Genomic DNA, 18,291 nt, shown 5'->3' on the forward strand with positions numbered 1-18,291 from the left:
AACCTCAGAACTGGAAGTAAAGGAACGGCGAGTAGCTCTGCGCCGAAAGCTTGAGGATCGAGGCCACGAACAGCAGCAGGATCAGGGCGCGGGTCATGACCCGGGTCCAGTCCAGGCCAATCGAGCCGTCAGCATTGATTTGCACCGGGGTCGCCTTGGGGGTTGGCTTGGCATTGCGGTAGAAGTCGCGCAGGCCGAAGTACGCCAGGGTGATGTAGGCGATGACCAGGGTGGCCACCTGCAGCCCGGTGAGCTGGGCGCGGTTGAGCTCGGACAGCTGCCATTCGCCGAAGCTGAACATGGCGCCGTACATGCGTGCGGCCACGTGCAGGTTTTCGGCACGGAAGATGACCCAGCCAACCACCACCAGCAGGAAGGTGAACGCCCACTTGACCGGGTTGAAGCGTTGCGGGTTGGTGTCCAGGCCCAGCGCCCGTTCGATGGCCAGCCACATGCCGTGCCAGGCGCCCCAGAGGATGTAGGTGAAGTTGGCGCCGTGCCACAACCCGCCCAGCAGCATGGTCAGGAACAGGTTGCGGTAGGTGTTGAAGGTGCCCTTGCGGTTGCCGCCCAGGGTGATGTACAGGTAGTCGCGCAGCCAGGTCGACAGGCTGATGTGCCAGCGGCGCCAGAACTCGGTGATCGACTGGCTGATGTACGGCTGCTTGAAGTTCTCCATGAAGCGAAAGCCCATCATCAGGCCAAGGCCGATGGCCATGTCGCTGTAGCCGCTGAAGTCGAAGTACAGCTGCGCGGTATAGGCCAGGGCGCCCAGCCAGGCGTCACCGGTGGTCGGGTTCTGCAGGGCGAAGCAATGGTCGGCGACGACCGCCAGGGTGTCGGCGATGAACACCTTTTTGATGAAGCCCTGCATGAAACGGGTGCAGCCTTCGGAGAACTTGTCCAGGGTGTGGGTGCGGTTGTTGAACTGCTCGACCAGGTCCTTGAAGCGCAGCACGGGGCCGGCGATCAGGTGCGGGAAGATCGCCACGAACGCTGCGAAGTCGATCAGGTTGCGGGTGGCCGGGGTGTCGCCGCGGTACACGTCGATGATGTAGCTGATCGACTCGAAGATGTAGAACGAGATGCCGATTGGCAGCAGCACGTGGGTGAGGATGAACGGCTCCAGGCCAAACGAGCTGATGATCGCGTTGAGGCTGTCGACGCCGAAGTTGGCGTATTTGAAGTAGCCGAGGATTGCCAGGTCCACACCCACGCCGAGCAGCAACCAGCGCTGGGCCGGTTTAGTGCGCACGCCAGCCGCGCCGACTTTCAGGCCGATCCAGTAGTTCCACAGGGTCACGCCGGCGAACAGGGCGAGGAAGTCCACGCGCCACCAGGCATAGAAGATGTAGCTGGCGACCAGCAACAGCAGGTTGCGATAGCGTTGCCCGCTCAAGTAATACAGGCCGAGGAAGATCGGCAAGAACAGGAACAGGAACACGTTGGACGAGAAGACCATCCCGGTTCTCCTAAGTTGTTCACAGCATCCAGGGCAAAGCGCCCCCCAAACCCCCCAGTCCATGACTGAAGAGCAACTCATTCCCTGTGGGAGCGGGCTTGCCCGCGAACAATGGCGAAGCCATTGCCAGACACCGCGGTGTCTTCTTCGCGGGCAAGCCCGCTCCCACAGGGATTACTCCCGCATCGGGGTGTTACTTCTTGCTTTGTGCGCTCGGGTCATAGACCCGGGTCAGGTTGCCGCCCAGCCTGAAACTGTCGAACGGCTGCATGCCATGCTTGCGCTCAAGCGTGTCGCCGACACACTGGTACAGCGCGCACCAGGGTTCGAGCCAGGCGTACTTGCTGTCGACCTTGAGGTCTTTCATGTCCTGTTTTTCACCGGCACGCTCAGCAAAGTGACGCGGGTCGCGAGCCCCGGCCAGCACGCCTTCGCCCAGGCGCTGCAGGGCGAAGTTGTTTTCGCGGCGCAAGTCCACGCCATTGGCCTTGGCAAAGCTTGCGATCATCGCCAGCGGCGGCAGGGCGTAGTTGTGGTAGGCCAGGGCGCGCTGCTTGCGCTTGACTTCGTTGGGCAAGAAGCCCTGGTCGTCGACCTGGTTGACGCCGACCTTGTATTCCTTCACGGCCCAGTCGAACAGGTCGCGACGGTCGGTGGCCACGGCGGTGGCCATCACCGACCAGGCCGCCCAGTAGCTGTGGTTGTTGATCTTCGCCAGCGGTAGGCCGCTCCAGTCGCGCACGGTCTGTTCGGCGAGGCGGGCGAACCACTTCTCGATCAGCTCGGCCTGGGCCTGGTGCGCGGCCAGCGGTTGCGAGTTGGAGAACTTCAGGCGCAACCACGAACCGCTCATGCTGCCCAGCGCCCATTTGCGCATGGACTTGCCGGTGTGGTTGTAGTTGGTCGACATCAGCGCATCGGCCCGCGCCCAGGTCCCCAGCCAGGCCAGGGTGCAGTCGAGCTGCGCCGGGCGGCCGTCGCGCATGTACTGGTTGACCATCTTGGCGACGCCACGCTCAAGCGTGGTGATCTCTTTGGTGGAGTCGCGGAAGGCCTGTTCCGAATCCCGGTTCAAGGTCGCCCGGGCTTTGTCAGAGCCTTCGTACTTGCTGCGAAACTGCAGCGCGCCGGTGTAGGGCTTGGGCGCCGATTCGCAGCGGAACTTGCCGTCGCGAGTCTTGATCTTTTCGATCCCCTCGTAGTAGCCCTGGGGCGGCACCAGCGCGGCATGCGCGGCACCGCCGAACAGGGCCAGGGCGAGCAGGGCGGGGCTGAAGGTTCGCGTGATAGTGGTCATGGTCGCCTCACTGGCCGGCTTGCGCGGTCTGCGCAGGCACGGCGAAGTTGTTGCGTTTGCAGAGCTTGGCCTCGACCTTCTGGGTACCGTTTTCCGGCCCCTGGACCTCGAAGGCCAGCAGGTTCTGGTTGGCCCAGTCTTCGTCCTCGCGCATTTGGAAGACGAAGCGGCCGTCGGTGTCGGAGGTTTCCGGCTTCTCGAGCTTGATGTCCTCGTGGCGGCCGTTGAGGTACCAGAGGGTGGCCTGCAGCACCTTCACCGAAGGGTCTTCGAACTTGACGTCCATCTGCAGGTTGCGGTTGATCAGGTCTTTGATCACGCCGCCCTTGCCGTTGACCATCAGCTCGTTCTTGCCGGGTTTGAGCGTGCTGCTGGCGCTCATCAGGGCCGGGCGCGCGTCACAGCCATCGTCGAGCAGGCCGAGGATCTGCCGCCAGATGGTTTCCTGGTCCAGGCGATACAACGGCGAGAACTCCCAGATGAGGATCTTCGGCGGGTTGTTCTGGAATTCTTCGCTGCCCAGGTACTGGATCATCGAACCTTCCAGGCCGCCACCGGGGAAGGCGACGTTGAGCACGTCGGCGCCGATGTACTGTTCGAGGAAACCCGAGAAGTTGTAGTTCTTGCCGCTGTGGCTGGTGCCGACCAGGGTGATCTGCGCGTTACCGCCATCGCCGAACAGGTCGTCGCCGCCGCTCGCGCCTTTTGGCTCGGTGGCGAACTGGTCCATGTACTGCACGGCGTAGCTGGTGCCGCAGAGCTGGCCGGCGACGTTGTGCAGGGTGCCCGTCTTGCCCATGCGCCCGGACTTGTGGGTTTCGAACTCCTTGCGCGGAATGCCTTCGAAGGCCGGCATATGGTGCACGGTGTCGGCCACGATTTTGGCCGCGCGCTCGGCGCCGTAGGGCGTCCAGTGCTGGTCGCCGCGGAAGTAGAAATTCTTGCCCTGGTCGGCGGCGGCCAGTTGTTCGTTGGTCAGCGGCGACAGGTCGGGGACGTTGTAGCCCATGCCGGCGAAGCGCTTGAGCATGGCCTGGTAGTTGCCCAGCGCCTTCTGGTAGTCAAAGGCGGCTTTTTCTTCGGGCTTGAGCATGTTGCGGTTCACCAGGCCACGGGTCGGCTGGTAGACCACGACCAGTTCCACGCCGCGCTTCTTGAACGCGTCATGCACCTGCTGCAGGCGTTTGTAGCCGGCCGGCGTGGTGGTGAACTCGGTGCGCAGGTCTTCGCGGGTACGGAACAGCCAGTCGCCTTGGGCCTGCACCAGCGTGGTGAAATTCTGCTGGTAGCGGGTGGTGTAGCGGCTGGCGTCGTGCGCCTCGGGGCACAGCTGGCAGCAGGGTTCGGCGCTGAACGTCGGGGCTTTCACCTCGTCGGCGCGCACGCCTTGGCTGATCGCCAGGAGGGCGGCGGACAGGCCCAGCAGTTTCATCAGGTGTGGAGTCATGGTCTGGGCTTCCTTAATCGATCATTTCGGTCTGGCGTTCGACCGGGTCGATCAGCACAGCCTTTTGCTGGCGCACCAGCAGGTCGAGGATTTCGTCCTGGCGCTCGCCGAGGATGCCGTTGAGGCTGATGCCGTTGGCCTTGCGCGGCGCGAGCATCGAAACCTTGTACAGCTCGACCGATAGCGGCGAGTCGATCGACAGCGGGCCGGAGCCGTTGGCCGCCAGCTCGCCACCCACCACGATCAGCGATACCTTGGTGTCGAAGGGGTCGAGTGCGATGTCGCGGTCGGTGTCGGACAAGTCCTTGATGTGCCCGTACACACCGACCAGGCCGTTGGCCATGGCGACGTTTTCGTACAGGCGGATGTTCACGCTGTTGCGCACGCGGATGCCGTGGCGGCGGTTGTTGATCAGCTTGTTGCCCCAGATCAGGTTGTCGCCGCTTTCGTACAAGGTGATGCCGTCGGTGTGGTTGCGGTAGATCTCGTTGTAGGCGATCAGGTTGTTGACGCTGTTGCGGTCGATCACCACGCCCGAGAGCTTGTTGTCGTAGCTCTTGTTGTTGATGATCCAGCTGTCGTTGACCTCACGCGAGACGATGATCCCGTGCTTTTTCTTGGTGCCGTAGACCGTGTTGCCGGCGATGATCAGGCGGTGCGAACGGTCGTGCGGGTCGATGCCGTAGACGATGTTGTCGCGGTAGGTGTTGTCCTTGACCACGAAGTCCTGGGTCTCGTAGCAGTAGAAGCCGTACCACATGTCGCTGAATTCCGAGCCGATGATCCAGCCGGTAGGTTCGGCGCGGCCCATCTGCTTGGACATGTTCGGGGTGTACTGCGAGATGCTCACGCCGTAGGACTTGGACTTGGCATAGCCGAAGCTCGCCATCTTGGTATTGACGATGTAAGTCTCGGTACCGCCCCACGACAGCAGGAACGGGCGGAACTCTTTCGGCGAGCGGAAGGTGGCAGGGCCGTTGTCCTTTTCGCGCCAGCCAGTGACCTGGGTGTCGGTGACGAACAGCTTGCCGTCGTTGACCAGAAACGCGCCGCCTTCCTGGGACAGGCGCAGCTGCTTGACCTTGCCGTCGATCTCGAGGATGCCCTTGTGCCCGACCACGATCGGCAGGCGCGACAGGTACACGCCCGGCTCGACTTCGCGCAGGTACTGTTTGGGTACCTGCTTGCTCAACTCGACCAGGTCCACATGGCCGTCGTCGACGAAGATCGCCTGCGGGATGCCATGCTGACGCTGCACCCACTCGGCGGCCTTGTTGTCACCGCCGATGAATTCCTTGAGTGACACTTCCTGAAGCATGCGCCGCACGCTGACCTTGCCTGTGTGGCTGCGGTCGATCTTTTTCTGCACGGCCTCGGCCGTGAAGCCTGTGAGGTCGGGCAGCTTCGGCGGGTCCATGTGCAGCGGCTCGACCGGTGCGGCAGAGATGGTGTAGGTCTTGGCCTGCTGCAGTTCCTTGGCAATCACCGTGGGTTCGGCGGCGGCTGCCAGGCCTGAGGCCAGCAGCAAGGCGCTGGCCAGCAGGCTGTGACGTAGGTGCGGGTGAAGGTTCATGGCAACAAATCCTCTACCGGCCTCAGAAGCGCCAGATCACGTCGACGAAGGCACGGTGCATGTACGAGTCCGCTTCCTTGCCATAGGCGTCGCCTGGCTTGAACACACCGGCACGCAGACGTACCAGCGCCGACGGCTCGTCGATCGCTTGGCTCATCGAAGCCGGCAGCAGGCCTTGCTTGAAGTACTTGGTCACGACCACGTCCATTTCCTGGCCGAGGTCTTTCTCGCCATTGGCCAGCGGGCGGCTGACGCCGTTGTCGTTGACCGCAGCGTTGATGCCGCTGGACCCAATGTTCTGCTGGCCATCGACGCGCCAGAACTTGTGGTAGATGAAGCTGGCGTCGTAGTCGTCGCGCAGTTGCCAGGAGGCAAACAAGGTGGCGGCCTGCAGGTTGCCCAGCTCGCCACGGAAGGCTTCGCCGAAGCGGTGCACACGCGAGCGGGTACCGGTGAAGTTGGAGCGGTTGCTTTCAAGGCCGGTCTGCTCGAAGTTGTTCGAACCGTCATCGCCACCGCCGCCGCTGCCACGGGCATAGGCCGCGCCGACTTGCCAGTTGGGGTCCAGGCGCAGGCGGATGCCAAGGTCGGTGGCCCAGGCGTTGACGTCGCCGCTTTGCTTGCCGTTGGCCACCTGGTCGTCGCCGACCTGCTGGCTGCTGAGTTTGTCGCGGTCACCGGTCAGCCAGGTCAGGCTGCCCCAGTAGTTGACGGTGTGGTCGTTGCGCCAGTTGTAGGCGTCGCTGTTGGCCTCAAGGCCCAGCCAGGTGAGATCGCCGGTACGGGTCTTGTCCAGCGCGTCGAGGGTCTCGCCGGGGCTTTTCAGGCTGCCGCTGTCATGGGTGTGGTGGGCGCGAACGCCGACCCAGTGGCCGGGTGTCCACTGCGTGGCGATGTTGCCGTAGACGTGGGTGCGGTCCTTGTCTTCGGGGGCCAGCTCGGTAAGGTCGGTGCGGTATTCGCTGAAGCGCTGGGCCACGCCCAGGTCGGCCTTGAGCAGGGTGGTGTCGAAGGCCCAGTTCAGCGCTTCGATGTTGGTGTCGCGCCACATGCCGTCGTCGCTGCGCAGGCGCTGACGGCCAAAGCGCAGTTGCTCGCCCGGGTAGGCGGTGAGGCCGCTGTAGCCGACCCAGAACTCGCGCATGGCCAGGTAGCTTTTGTCTGGCTTGCGGCTGTCGTCACCGGTGTCGGTGGTGGTGCCGTCGTCGTTCTGGCGCAGGGTGTCGGTTTCGATGGTGTCGGTGGCCGCGACGGCCTGGCCCATGGCGTAGGCACTCCAGTTGCCGCGTTCGCCGTACACCCAAGGGCGCAGGTCGAGGCCCAGGCCGTTGACGTCGCCGCCGGGGCGAGTGCCGAGGTCGCGGTCGTCTTCAGACTGGCCGGTGATTTTCACGTCCAGGCCGAAGTTTTTCTGGGCGGTCATGTCGGCCAGGGTCGGGCAGGACCACAGCAGGGCGAAGCTCAGGCCGATGCCGGCTTTCACGAAGGGATTGAGCGTCATAGCGAGTCCTCACCGTCTACTTCTTTGTCGTCGTCTTGCAAGGCTTCGATGGCCAGCGAGCTGTTGCCCACCTGGGCCATGCTGCCGCGTGCCTGCTTTTCCTGCGCCAGCAGGCGCTGTGCCTGGCCGCGCTGGTCAGGCGTGAGTTGCTGGTCGAGTTGCTGCAGCATTTCGCTCGACTGCGGCGTCGGGTTGGCCTGCGCGAGCTGGGCGAACACCCAGGCGTTGCCGGGTTGCGGGCGGATGCCATGGCCTTCGCTGAACAGCTGGGCGAGGGCGTAGTCGGCACTGTTCTGGCCACCGCGGGCGGCGCTGAGCAGATGGTCCACGGCCTTCTGCGGCTCGACCTCGCCCAGGTAGCCACGGCGGTACAGCTGGCCGAGGTAGTAGTGGGCGCTGACTTCGCCGGCGTCGGCGGCAGCCTGCAGATGCTGCTCGGCTTTTTCGGCATCAGCCGGCACGGTCTTGCCTTCGTAATACAGGCGGCCCAGTAGCAGTTCGGCACGTGGCTGCTGCGCTTCGCGGCCCTTGTCGATGTAGGTCATCAGTTGGTCGGTGTCGCCCAGTTCGGGGAAGTCGTAGACCAGTTGCGCCAGGCTGACCCAGGAGGCTGGGTTGGCCGGGGCGATGTGTTCGAGCAGGTCCTTGGCGGTTTTTTCATCGGTCTGGCCAAGGCTGCGGTCGGCCAGCACACGGGCGACGCTGTCGACTCGGGTGGCCGGTACGGTGCCCCGGGCATAGGCCGCTTTCAACTGTTGCAGCAAGGCGGCCTGCTGTTCGGCCTGGCCACGCTTTTGGTAGACGGTGGCAAGTTCCGCGTAGCACACGTCCAGAGTGTTCAGGGCTTGCTTGCAAAGTGCCTCGACGGTGTCCAGGTGCTGGTCGTACGTGCCTTGGGTGCGATAGAGCAGAATCTGCGCCAGGCCTGCTTCTGGGTAACCGGCGGCGCGCCACTGGTCGATCTGCTGCTGGGCGTTGACCTTGGGGAAACTCTGCGGGTACAGCAGGTAGAGCATGGCCAGTGGGATCAGGTTTTTTTGCTCGCCCTGCTGAGCGGCCTGCTTGAGCAGGGTTTCGGCCTCTTCGCGCTCGGCCTGGGTGCTGTCGGGCTTGGCCACCAGCAGGCGGCCAAGGCGTAACTGGGCGCGGGGCGAGGTGGCAGCGGCGGCGCGGTAGGTCGCCTCGGCCTCCTTGAACTGGCTCGGGTCGCCGGTGGCGACCTTGATATCGGCCAGGCCCACTTGCGCGTCGCTGTAGCCCAGGTCGGCCAGGGCTTTGTAGTTGCGCTCGGCCAGGGCGGTGTCGCCGCGCTTGAGGGCTTCGTTGGCCAGGCGCTGGTCGGGCAGGCCGGCACAGCCGGCCAGCACCATTGCTGCGGTCAAGGCGCACAACCCAAGGTTCACACGGACCCTGTGGGAGCGGGCGGCGGTGTGCGTGTTGGAGATCATTGTTTGATCCTCTTAGAGCCCACGGGCCACGGCTTTGTCGATCAGCCAGTTGAGCGACGGGCCACGGTCGCTGCTGACCGCCGCAGGGCGCCCGGCAAGTTCTGCCGGCAGGCCGCTGTCCGGCTTGATCTGCACGCGGATGTCGGAGGCCAGGTTTTCGTTGTCGAGGCTGGCGCTGCTGACGATCTGGCCGGTGCGCACTTCGTCTTCGCCGGCCACCTGGAAGTTGACCTGGGTGCCTGGCTTGACCTCGTCGAACTGGCGGTAGCTGAAGCGTGCTTCGACCATCGGGTTGCTGGTGCGCGGGATCAACTGGAAGATCGGCTGGCCCTTGGCGGCGTACTGGCCGTCGTCCACCAGTTGCCGGGCGACCACGCAGTCGCAGGGGCTGGTGAGGGTGCCGGAGAGTTGCTTGCCGAACAGCTCTTCGACCTTGGCCGGTTCCAGCTGCGAGTCGTCCAGGTGGCCCTTGAGCATGTCCAGCATGCTGGTGCTGAAACTCGCCAGGGGCGCGCCCTTGACCACCTGGCCACCGCTTTCGACCAGGCTGTTCACGGTGCCGTCGCGGGGCATGGTGACGCTGGTGGTGGGCACCGCGACCACACCGGCTTCGGCGTGGCTGACGAAGTACATGCCGTACAGCGACTTGGCGACGAAGCCGAAGGCGGCCACGCCGACCACGAACACGCCGAGGGTCAGGCTGACGGCCTTGAGGCGGCCGAAGGCGGTCAGGCCACTGCCGCCATCTTTCTGTTTGCGCGCCTTGGTGAAGTTGTCGCGCTGCAGGGTGCTGAGCACGTCGCCGATGCTGATCAGCTCACCCGACAGGTGGCTGGTGATGATGTGCCGCAGGGTGGCGATATCGCGCGGTTCGAGGTTCTGGAACTGCGCACCGGTACGGCCATTGCTCGGGTTGTAGGAGCGCACCTGGAACTCGATGTCGATCGACAGGCCCAGGTTGTCGACCACGAACTGCAGACGCCCGCGCAGCACATCGCCCATCGACAGTTGCTGCTTGGTGTGGAAACTCAGGCCACCGGCAGACAGGTCATCGACCTTCACTTCGTGGGTTTGGCGCTGGTTATCCAGAAAGCGCAGCTTGGCTGGAATGCGCACCCGGGCGTGCTGGCGCTGGGCTTCGGACTCATGCACGACGTTAACGTTCACGGCGGTATTCATGGTGGTTTGTTCCTGTTAGATCCGATCCGGTTGGGCTCACACGACCATGAACAGCACAGCAACGAAGATGCTGGCCGCCGAGAAGGTCATGGTCCGCGAGGACCAGGTGTTGAACCATTGTTGAAAGCTGGCGAGGTCACGCTTGAGGGCAGTGGGCTGGCGGGTCCAGGACTGCTTGTCGAGGCGAAAGAACACGTAGATCTTCATCATCGCGCCGACGATCTGGTTGTAATAAAGAATCAGCGGATAGGCCGGCCCGACCTTGTGGCCCGAGCACAGCAGCATCACGGTCAGGATCAGGCGGGTGATGCCGATCCACAGCAGGTACACCAGCAAGAAGCCCAGGCCGAACTTGAGGCTGGCGATCACCGCCACGGTCAGGCCCAGCAGGCTGGTCCACATCGACACACGCTGGTCGAACAGGACGATGCTGGTGAACAGCCCCAGGCGCCGCAGGCCAAGGCCCAGCGCGCGCGAGTTCTGCCGCAGGTTGTTGCCGTACCAGCGGTACATCAGCTTGCGGCTGGCCTTGAGGAAGCTTTTTTCCGGCGGGTGCTCGACCGTGTTGATGGCGGCATCTGGCACGTAGAAGGTGTCGTAGCCCAGGCGCATCAGGCTGAACCAGCTGGACTTGTCGTCACCAGTGAGGAACTTGAAACGGCCCAGGCGCCAGTGCATCAGCGAGTCGCTTTCGACGTCGGCGATGAACTCCGGGTTGGTCACCACGCTTGCGCGGAACATCGACATGCGCCCGGTCATGGTCAGCACGCGCTTGGACAGGGCCATCGAACACATGTTGATGTGACGCTGGGCGAAGCGCAGCTTGTGCCACTCGCTCATGATGTAGCCGCCGCGCACTTCGCAGAATTCGTTGGTGGTCAGGCCACCGACATTGGGGTAGAGCTTGAACCAGGGTACGGTCTTGCAGACCACGCCATCGGCCAGCACGGTGTCACCGTCGATCACGGCCACCACGGCGTTTTCGTCTGGCAGCATCCGCGAGATGGCGCGAAAGCCATAAGCCAGGCCGTCACGCTTGCCGGTGCCGGCGATGCGCACGATGTCCAGCTTGACGTGGCCGGGCGGGTTGTATTTGGCCCACAGGCTTTTCACCAGCAGTTCGTCCGACATCTCCACCAGCGAGCAGACCACGGTGGTGGGGAAACCGCAGTTGATGGCTTCTCGGATTACCGAGCTGTACACCTGTGCGGTGGTCAGCGCATCGATGCGAAAGCTGGTGACCATCAGGTACACATGGGAAGGGTCCGCGGCCTTGCCCAGCTTCTGCACCTTGCGGCGCAGGTACGGGTAGACGCCGTACAGAAAGATCATGCCGCGAATGAAATGGGTGGCGCCCATCGAGTAGCGCCAGATGCCGACTGCGCCGACCAGGAAGATGAAGTGCTTCGACTGCGAGTCGAAGATATCGGCCGGCAGGGCCAGGGCGATCAACATGAGCAGGCTCATGTAGAGCAGCCATCCGGCGCACTGCAACAGCACTGTCTGGAGCCTTTGCATGTTCAGCATCCGTCGCGAAATCAGGGAAGGAAGGGCAGGGCAAGTGCCGCAAGGAGCACCTGCGCTGCCCGGCCAAGGGTGTTACCAGCAGATGCCTTCGGTACGGCTGGTGTTGCAGGTGGCTTTGCTCATGAAACCGACCAGGTCGATCACCTGCTTGCCAGCAGGTGCCTGCTGGGCCAGGGCGCGGAACTGCTCGTCACGGTTGCCCAACACGATGATGTCGGCGTTGTCGATGACCTGCTGGAAGTCGGCGTTGAGCAGCGAGGAAACGTGCGGGATCTTCGATTCGATGTAGTCTTTGTTGGCGCCGTGAACACGGGCGTACTGGACGTTCTCGTCGTAGATGTCCAGCTGGTAGCCCTTGCCGATCAGGCGCTCGGCCAGCTCCACCAGCGGGCTTTCACGCAGGTCGTCGGTGCCGGCCTTGAAGCTCAGGCCGAGCAGGGCGACCTTGCGCTTGTCGTGGGCTTCGATCAGCTCGAAGGCGTTTTGCACTTGCGACTCGTTGCTGCGCATCAGCGAATCGAGCAGAGGCGCCCGCACATCGAGGCTGGCAGCGCGATAGGTGAGGGCGCGCACGTCCTTGGGCAGGCACGAGCCACCGAAGGCGAAGCCTGGGCGCATGTAGTACTGCGACAGGTTCAGCACTTTGTCCTGGCAGACCACGTCCATCACTTCGCGGCCATCGACACCCACGGCCTTGGCGATGTTGCCGATTTCGTTAGCGAAGGTGACCTTGGTGGCGTGCCATACGTTGCAGGTGTACTTGATCATCTCGGCCACTTCGATCGGCTTGCGGATGATCGGGGCGTCGAGCTCTTCGTACAGGCTTTGCAGCACGTCGCCGCTGGCGCTGTCCAGTTCACCGATGACGGTCATCGGTGGCTGGTCGTAGTCCTTGATCGCGGTGCTTTCACGCAGGAACTCAGGGTTGACCGCCACACCGAAGTCGACCCCGGCTTTTTTGCCCGAGCAGTCTTCGAGGATCGGGATCACCACGTTCTTGACGGTACCTGGCAGCACGGTGCTGCGGACCACGATGGTGTGGCGGCGCGTGGTGTCACGCAGCACGTAGCCGATTTCGCGGCACACCGATTCGATGTACTCAAGGCCCAGGTCGCCGTTCTTCTTGCTGGGTGTACCGACGCAGATCATCGACACATCGCTGGCGCGGATGGCCTCGGCGAAGTCGGTGGTGCCGCGCAGGCGGCCATTGGCGATGCCCTGTTGCAGCAGTGCTTCCAGGCCAGGTTCGACGATGGGCGACTTGCCCTGGTTGATCAGGTCGATCTTGGTGCTGGACACGTCCACACCAATCACTTCATGGCCTCGCGCCGTCAGGCAGCCTGCACAGACTGCACCTACATAACCCAAACCAAAGATGCTGATACGCATCGCTATCACCTCATGTGTGTTTATCACGCCAGCTCCTTCAGGAAGAGCCGGGCCAGGTTGATTAACAACAGTTTTCGGGCGCACGGGTCCATGGCGAATGCACACTTCGCCGAGCGCAGGCAAAATAAATCCGGAGCGCGAACTGTTATGCGCTCAAACTTGGCAGTAAAAAGCCATTATTAAAAAAACGTGCCTTGATCTGCAGCCGTCTTTATTGCAATGCGCTACTTGGCGCGTTGCTGTGCTTGTTTTTTCAAGTGGAAAAATCCTTTGAAATCAACCACTAGGACGAATTGTAAGGGCGCGTCTCTCCTGCGGGGACAGGGTTGTTGGGGTATGCCCGTTATACCTGTCGAAGTTGTCAAAGCGGGTAGTGGATACCTGCCGTTGTCATCTGTAAGTCATCTCTCACAGCCCAGAGGCAGGAAAATCGTTACGGCACTATGAGCGATTGGGCGTAGCAGAAGTTCCTGGGTGAATTCTGCAGCGATGAAAGATTTCTAAATAATTCTTCAGTGACAAATAGTTTCAATCTGATAGCACTGGGCTGTTTCGCCCCTGTATATAAAGGGCGAGACTGATGGAGGATGTTTTTATGCCAGTATCGGAAAATATTTTTCAAAAAACGTCAAAAAAGGTACGAACGGTCTTATGGCGTTTGGCGATAAAGGAAGGCGTGCTGATATTTTGGCGCCATGGTTGTGGCGTGATGGCGATTTGATTCAGGGTGGGTTTGTATGGTGGCGGGTGCATGGCGGGGAATTTGCTGCGGTCTTGAGATTGAGCGCCGCCCGCGCGGCGCTCGATCTCAAGGGCGTCGCCGCCATCATGGCGGACACTTGGCAGCCCCGGGATTGAAGCAGGTTTCAACCCTCCGCGTGATCCCGCAAAAACACCAGATGATCCGCCTTCGACTGCTCGGCACTGTAGTAGTACCCCTGCACATCGAACTGCTTCAATTGCTCCGGGTCGCTGATGCGCTGCTCGATCACAAAGCGGCTCATCATCCCGCGGGCTTTCTTCGCGTAGAAGCTGATGATCTTGTACTGGCCGTTCTTGAAGTCCTTGAAATCGACATTGATCACCCGGGCCTTCAACGCGCTGCGTTTCACCGCACTGAAGTACTCATTGCTGGCCAGGTTCAGCAGCACGTCATCCCCTTGGTCGGCCAGAGCCTGGTTCAGCCATTCGCTGATGCGTGTACCCCAGAAGGCATACAGATCCTTGCCGCGGGCGTTGGCCAGCTTGGTGCCCATTTCCAGGCGGTAAGGCTGCATCAGGTCGAGCGGGCGCAGCAGGCCATACAGGCCAGAGAGCATGCGCAGGTGGTCCTGGGCATAGCTGAAGTCGTCTTCGCCAAGGCTCTGGGCATCGAGGCCGGTGTACACGTCGCCTTTGAACGCCAGCAGCGCCTGCTTGGCGTTGGCCGGGGTGAAGTCTGGGGTCCAGCTGCCGAAGCGGGCGGCGTTGAGGCCGGCGAGCTTGTCGGACAGGTGCATCAGTTCGCTGATCTGGGCGGGCGACAGCTCGCGCAATTGCACAATCAGTGCCTGGGAGTCGTCCAGGTACTGGGGCAGAGTGAAACGCTCGGTCACCGGCGGGGTGTCGTAGTCGAGGGTCTTGGCGGGGGAAATCACCGTCAGCATCGGGTCGGCTCCTGGAATCGTTGGCGGGGATTCTACGGGCTGGGCCTGGCAAGTCCAAACTATGCCGACGATAGTCACAGACCATCGGCATGCCAGGCGTTATAGTGCGCGTTTTGCCGTTGCGGAGCTTCCCACCGTGCGCATTGCATCGGCCTTGCTGGCCGCGCTGTTGAGCCTGACCGTGCAGGCCGCCCCTTCCCCCCAGGTGAGCCTGGACCGCAGCCTGTGGCCCGAGAAACTGGACAGCCCGGCGCTGTTCGACGTTGCTTCGCGTGCCGAGATCCTCTCGTTCGCCCAGGTGCTGCACGAGAGCGAGCTGCTCGATGAGGGCGAGCTGGCGGCGCGGTTGGGCTTGCGGCAGATCAGTATGCAAAAGGTCCGCCTGGTGCGGGCGCGCATGTGGCAGCGCTTGTGGCAGGGTTATCAACAGGCCCAGCGCAGCTGCGCGCAGGATGCCTCGTTCTGTTACCCGGTTACTTCGATGGCTGAATTGCGCACGAAGGCCGCTACGTTCGCTGCAGATGTTGGCACGTTCTATACCGACTGGATCGAGCCCAGCCACCAGTTCCATACCCGTTACCTGGACGAGCAACTGCGCAAGGCAGCGCTGCTGGGGCAAACCAGCAGCGGGGTCGAGCGCCTGTCCAGCCGTGAACGCAATGGCGATGAGCTCAACGATCGCATGTTCCTGCTGACCTTCGTTGGCGGCCCAGGCCCTGCTGGGGGCAACACCGATACACTCAGTGCCTACCTGCGCAGGCAAAAGCTCGAAGGCACGTTCTTCGTGCTTGGCAATCGCCTGCAGCAACGCCGTGACAGCGCTGCGGTGAATGCGCTGCGCCAGCTCTACCGCGGGCAATGCGTGGGTATCCAGGGGTGGGAGTATCGCTCCCATGCGCAGTGGACGGATTGGCAGGACTCGTTACGGCGCAGCCTGGCGCGGGTGCAGGCTGACTTGCCGGAGCAGTACGTGCCGTTGTTCCGCCCGCCTTACGGGCAGCGCCGGGCCGATGGCGAAGCGTTCATGGCCAGCCAGCAGTTGCGGGTGTCGTTGTGGGACATCGATGCCCAGGATGATGGCGCGCTGAGCCCAGAGGCATCGGCGCAACGCGTACTGACCTTGATGCTGCTGTGGCGCAAGGGGGTGATCCAGTTCCATGACAGCTTGCCCAAGGCCCAGCCGGCGGTGCAATGGTTGCTGGGCAACACCGCGCAGAGCGGCATCGGCTGGGAGAGTTGCCAAGCCTACGGTCGTCGTGAGCAGGGGGATTAATATTTGACTGTAGACCCCCCTTGCCCCCTCGCCAACCCCTGTTCGTCAATCGGAAAAATAAACTTCACCTGCACGTAAAAATACTTTTTTTAGTCATCGTTTATGCGGTATGAAGAAACCAGACAGCCGAGCCCTGCAGCACAGGTGGCGTCATCCACCGTGTCAGGTTCGCTTCCCGCCCGTAGCAACGCGGATACGGGAAGACCGGCAGTCACTCTGCGGCGCAGCAGACCGCGCCGTGTGGCTTCGACATAAGGTGACCGAGTATGGATGACCAAGGACGCAACCCTTCCTCCAGCAAGCCAATCCTGTATGTGCTCGATACCAACGTCCTGATTCACGACCCCAACGCATTGCTCAACTTCGAGGAGCACCACGTCGCCATCCCGATGACGGTGCTGGAGGAACTCGACAAGCTCAAGACCGGCAAACAAAGCATCGCCGCCGAATGTCGCCAGGCCATTCGCCTCATCGACCAGACGTTAGGTAACGCCTCGCCCAGCGATGTCGAGCAGGGCGTACCGATCCAGCGTAACAAGAGTGGGCCCAAGGGCTTCCTGTCCATCCTGATGACCCCGCGCAACGAGCCGAACAAGCTGCTGCCGGAAAACCTCAACGACAACATCATCATCAACCAGTTGCTCGAAGTACGTGCCCGGCGCACCGACCTCGACGTGGTGCTGGTCACCAAAGACATCAACATGCGCCTGAAGGCGCGTGCCTGCGGTATCGCGGCCGAGGACTACAGCACCGACCAGTTGGTCGATGACGTGTCGCTGTTGTCCAAGGGCTACCATTCTGTCACCGGCTCGTTCTGGGACCGGGTCAGCAAAGTCGACACCCGCCAGGAACGTGGCCGCACCTGGCATCGGGTGCAAATGATCGACAACCTGCCGGCCGTGCACGTCAACGAGTTCATCATCGATGAGCAAGGCTTCGTCGGCTGGATCAAGGGCATCCGCGACGATGAACTGCTGTTGCTCGACCTGCATCAGGAACCCCTGTTGCACCAGGAGGCCTGGGGCCTGAAACCGCGAGACATCCATCAGAGCCTGGCACTGTTCGCCCTGCTCGACCCGGATATCCACCTGGTCAACCTGACCGGCGCTGCCGGCTCGGGCAAGACCATCCTGGCCCTGGCCGCAGCCATCGAGCAGACCATGGTCAGCAAGCGCTACCGGCGCATCATCGCCACCCGCAGCGTGCAGGGGCTGGACCAGGAGATCGGCTTCTTGCCGGGCACCGAAGCGGAGAAAATGGAACCCTGGCTGGGTGCCATCACCGACAACCTCGAAGCCTTGCACATGGATGACGAGAGCACCCACGGCAGTGTCGAGTACATCCTCGAACGGGTGCCACTGCAGTTCAAATCGCTGAACTACATTCGCGGTCGCAGCTTCCAGCAGAGCCTGATCCTGATCGACGAGTGCCAGAACCTCACGCCGCACCAGATGAAAACCATCATCACCCGTGCCGGCTCCGGTTCCAAGGTGGTCTGCCTGGGCAACCTGGCGCAGATCGACACCCCTTACCTGTCCGCGACCAGCTCGGGTCTTACCTACCTGACCGAGCGCTTCAAGGACTTCCCCCATGGCGTGCACATCACCCTGCAGGGTGTGCCAAGGTCGGTGCTGGCCGAGTACGCCGAGTCGCATCTGTAACCCTTCCAGCCGGGCGGTGCGCCGCCCGGCCTTTTCGCGGGGCGAGCCCGCTCCCACAATCCTGTGGGAGCGGGCTTGCCCCGCGAAAAGGCCGGGGCTGAGAGTACATTCCACTGCTCAAACCTGACCCACAGGTTTACACTCTGTGTTCCCTTCACAGGAGCAGAGCAGTGCTGACACATCTTGATTCCCAGGGGCGGGCCAACATGGTCGACGTCACTGAAAAGGCCGTGACCGAGCGCGAGGCGATTGCCGAGGCGCGGGTGCGCATGTTGCCGCAGACCTTGCAGATGATCGTCGACGGCGAGCACCCCAAGGGCGATGTGTTCGCCGTGGCGCGCATTGCCGGGATCCAGGCGGCAAAAAAAACCAGCGACCTGATCCCGCTGTGCCATCCGCTGATGCTGACCAGCGTCAAGGTCGAGCTCAGTGCCGAAGGGCAAGACGCGGTGCGTATCGTCGCGCGCTGCAAGCTGGCCGGGCAGACCGGTGTGGAAATGGAAGCACTGACCGCTGCCAGTGTTGCCGCGCTGACCATCTACGACATGTGCAAAGCCGTGGACAAGGGCATGGTGATCGAGCAAGTGCGCCTGCTAGAGAAACTCGGCGGCAAGAGCGGCCACTACAAGGTGGGCGCATGATGAAGGTCAAGGTGATGTATTTTGCCCGTTACCGGGAATTGCTCGGGGTAGATAGCGAGCGCCTGGAAGGTGACTTCACGGTGATCGACGATGTGCGCAAGGTGCTGGTGGGCAAAGGCGGACAGTATGCGTTGCTGGCGGAGCAGAACCTGATGTGCGCGCGCAACGAGGAGTTGTGCAAACTCGACGAGCCGCTGGAGGAGGGTGATGAAGTGGCGTTCTTCCCGCCGGTGACCGGAGGCTGAAC

The 18,291-nt window shown here is 62.4% G+C and carries 15 protein-coding genes; 5 read left to right on the plus strand and 10 right to left on the minus strand.

Features of this window, described 5'->3' with window-relative positions:
• Nucleotides 1–4: 4 nt before the first annotated feature.
• From OGV19_RS00565 to OGV19_RS00605, 9 genes are all read right to left on the minus strand, one after another.
• Nucleotides 5–1,462, minus strand: coding sequence for an MBOAT family O-acyltransferase (locus tag OGV19_RS00565; protein ID WP_264311651.1), 1,458 nt, complete (start codon nucleotides 1,460–1,462; stop codon nucleotides 5–7).
• A 193-nt stretch (nucleotides 1,463–1,655) separates the two neighbouring features.
• Nucleotides 1,656–2,759 carry a mannuronate-specific alginate lyase gene (locus tag OGV19_RS00570; RefSeq protein ID WP_264311652.1) on the minus strand — a complete coding sequence of 368 codons (1,104 nt, stop codon included), beginning with the start codon at nucleotides 2,757–2,759 and terminating at the stop codon, nucleotides 1,656–1,658.
• A gap of 7 nt (nucleotides 2,760–2,766) precedes the next feature.
• Nucleotides 2,767–4,206 (minus strand): alginate O-acetyltransferase, encoded by a 1,440-nt coding sequence (locus OGV19_RS00575; RefSeq protein ID WP_264311653.1) that lies wholly within the window; start codon nucleotides 4,204–4,206, stop codon nucleotides 2,767–2,769.
• 13 nt (nucleotides 4,207–4,219) lie between these two features.
• Entirely contained in the window at nucleotides 4,220–5,779 is a 1,560-nt protein-coding gene (algG, locus tag OGV19_RS00580) for a mannuronan 5-epimerase AlgG (protein ID WP_264311654.1), read from the minus strand.
• A gap of 22 nt (nucleotides 5,780–5,801) precedes the next feature.
• Nucleotides 5,802–7,280, minus strand: coding sequence for an alginate export family protein (locus OGV19_RS00585; protein ID WP_264311655.1), 1,479 nt, complete (start codon nucleotides 7,278–7,280; stop codon nucleotides 5,802–5,804).
• The gene (algK, locus tag OGV19_RS00590) at nucleotides 7,277–8,728 is read right to left on the minus strand and encodes an alginate biosynthesis TPR repeat lipoprotein AlgK (RefSeq protein WP_264311656.1); all 1,452 of its coding nucleotides are present in this window, start codon (nucleotides 8,726–8,728) and stop codon (nucleotides 7,277–7,279) included. Before algK ends, OGV19_RS00585 begins: the two co-directional genes overlap by 4 nt.
• A gap of 12 nt (nucleotides 8,729–8,740) precedes the next feature.
• A complete protein-coding gene (locus OGV19_RS00595; RefSeq protein ID WP_264311657.1) occupies nucleotides 8,741–9,907 on the minus strand; it encodes an alginate biosynthesis protein Alg44 in 1,167 nt (388 codons plus the stop codon).
• A 36-nt stretch (nucleotides 9,908–9,943) separates the two neighbouring features.
• Nucleotides 9,944–11,425 (minus strand): glycosyltransferase family 2 protein, encoded by a 1,482-nt coding sequence (locus OGV19_RS00600; RefSeq protein WP_264311658.1) that lies wholly within the window; start codon nucleotides 11,423–11,425, stop codon nucleotides 9,944–9,946.
• A gap of 81 nt (nucleotides 11,426–11,506) precedes the next feature.
• A complete protein-coding gene (locus OGV19_RS00605; protein WP_264311659.1) occupies nucleotides 11,507–12,823 on the minus strand; it encodes a nucleotide sugar dehydrogenase in 1,317 nt (438 codons plus the stop codon).
• Between the two features lie 651 nt (nucleotides 12,824–13,474).
• Between OGV19_RS00605 and OGV19_RS00610 the strand changes: the two genes are divergently transcribed.
• Nucleotides 13,475–13,681, plus strand: coding sequence for a hypothetical protein (locus OGV19_RS00610; RefSeq protein ID WP_264311660.1), 207 nt, complete (start codon nucleotides 13,475–13,477; stop codon nucleotides 13,679–13,681).
• An 8-nt stretch (nucleotides 13,682–13,689) separates the two neighbouring features.
• Here OGV19_RS00610 and yaaA read toward each other — a convergent pair whose 3' ends face one another.
• Nucleotides 13,690–14,469, minus strand: a complete 780-nt coding sequence (yaaA, locus tag OGV19_RS00615; RefSeq protein ID WP_264311661.1) for a peroxide stress protein YaaA — start codon at nucleotides 14,467–14,469, stop codon at nucleotides 13,690–13,692.
• Nucleotides 14,470–14,605: 136 nt separating this feature from the next.
• Here yaaA and OGV19_RS00620 point away from each other — a divergent pair, with 136 nt between their 5' ends.
• The 4 genes from OGV19_RS00620 to moaD all read left to right on the plus strand — a co-directional run bounded on the left by OGV19_RS00620 (nucleotide 14,606) and on the right by moaD (nucleotide 18,289).
• Nucleotides 14,606–15,742: a polysaccharide deacetylase family protein gene (locus OGV19_RS00620; protein WP_264311662.1), complete on the plus strand. Its 1,137-nt coding sequence runs from the start codon at nucleotides 14,606–14,608 to the stop codon at nucleotides 15,740–15,742.
• Between the two features lie 266 nt (nucleotides 15,743–16,008).
• Nucleotides 16,009–17,403, plus strand: a complete 1,395-nt coding sequence (locus OGV19_RS00625) for a PhoH family protein (protein WP_264311663.1) — start codon at nucleotides 16,009–16,011, stop codon at nucleotides 17,401–17,403.
• Nucleotides 17,404–17,573: 170 nt separating this feature from the next.
• The gene (gene moaC / locus OGV19_RS00630; RefSeq protein WP_033702868.1) at nucleotides 17,574–18,044 is read left to right on the plus strand and encodes a cyclic pyranopterin monophosphate synthase MoaC; all 471 of its coding nucleotides are present in this window, start codon (nucleotides 17,574–17,576) and stop codon (nucleotides 18,042–18,044) included.
• Entirely contained in the window at nucleotides 18,044–18,289 is a 246-nt protein-coding gene (moaD, locus tag OGV19_RS00635) for a molybdopterin converting factor subunit 1 (RefSeq protein WP_264313867.1), read from the plus strand. Before moaC ends, moaD begins: the two co-directional genes overlap by 1 nt.
• The last annotated feature ends 2 nt before the right edge of the window (nucleotides 18,290–18,291 follow it).

It is taken from the genome of Pseudomonas putida (assembly GCF_025905425.1).
Taxonomy (GTDB): Bacteria; Pseudomonadota; Gammaproteobacteria; order Pseudomonadales; family Pseudomonadaceae; genus Aquipseudomonas; species Aquipseudomonas putida_AF.

What these genes read in the sequence shown, in the direction of transcription:
- yaaA (WP_264311661.1), bottom strand. Translation starts at nt 14,469, where the DNA reads ATGCTGACGGTGATTTCCCCCGCCAAGACCCTCGACTACGACACCCCG.
- OGV19_RS00575 (WP_264311653.1), bottom strand. Translation starts at nt 4,206, where the DNA reads ATGACTCCACACCTGATGAAACTGCTGGGCCTGTCCGCCGCCCTCCTG.
- OGV19_RS00585 (WP_264311655.1), bottom strand. Translation starts at nt 7,280, where the DNA reads ATGACGCTCAATCCCTTCGTGAAAGCCGGCATCGGCCTGAGCTTCGCC.
- OGV19_RS00600 (WP_264311658.1), bottom strand. Translation starts at nt 11,425, where the DNA reads ATGCAAAGGCTCCAGACAGTGCTGTTGCAGTGCGCCGGATGGCTGCTC.
- moaD (WP_264313867.1), top strand. Translation starts at nt 18,044, where the DNA reads ATGAAGGTCAAGGTGATGTATTTTGCCCGTTACCGGGAATTGCTCGGG.
- algK (WP_264311656.1), bottom strand. Translation starts at nt 8,728, where the DNA reads ATGATCTCCAACACGCACACCGCCGCCCGCTCCCACAGGGTCCGTGTG.
- OGV19_RS00565 (WP_264311651.1), bottom strand. Translation starts at nt 1,462, where the DNA reads ATGGTCTTCTCGTCCAACGTGTTCCTGTTCCTGTTCTTGCCGATCTTC.
- OGV19_RS00625 (WP_264311663.1), top strand. Translation starts at nt 16,009, where the DNA reads ATGGATGACCAAGGACGCAACCCTTCCTCCAGCAAGCCAATCCTGTAT.
- algG (WP_264311654.1), bottom strand. Translation starts at nt 5,779, where the DNA reads ATGAACCTTCACCCGCACCTACGTCACAGCCTGCTGGCCAGCGCCTTG.
- OGV19_RS00610 (WP_264311660.1), top strand. Translation starts at nt 13,475, where the DNA reads ATGGCGTTTGGCGATAAAGGAAGGCGTGCTGATATTTTGGCGCCATGG.
- OGV19_RS00595 (WP_264311657.1), bottom strand. Translation starts at nt 9,907, where the DNA reads ATGAATACCGCCGTGAACGTTAACGTCGTGCATGAGTCCGAAGCCCAG.
- OGV19_RS00605 (WP_264311659.1), bottom strand. Translation starts at nt 12,823, where the DNA reads ATGCGTATCAGCATCTTTGGTTTGGGTTATGTAGGTGCAGTCTGTGCA.
- OGV19_RS00570 (WP_264311652.1), bottom strand. Translation starts at nt 2,759, where the DNA reads ATGACCACTATCACGCGAACCTTCAGCCCCGCCCTGCTCGCCCTGGCC.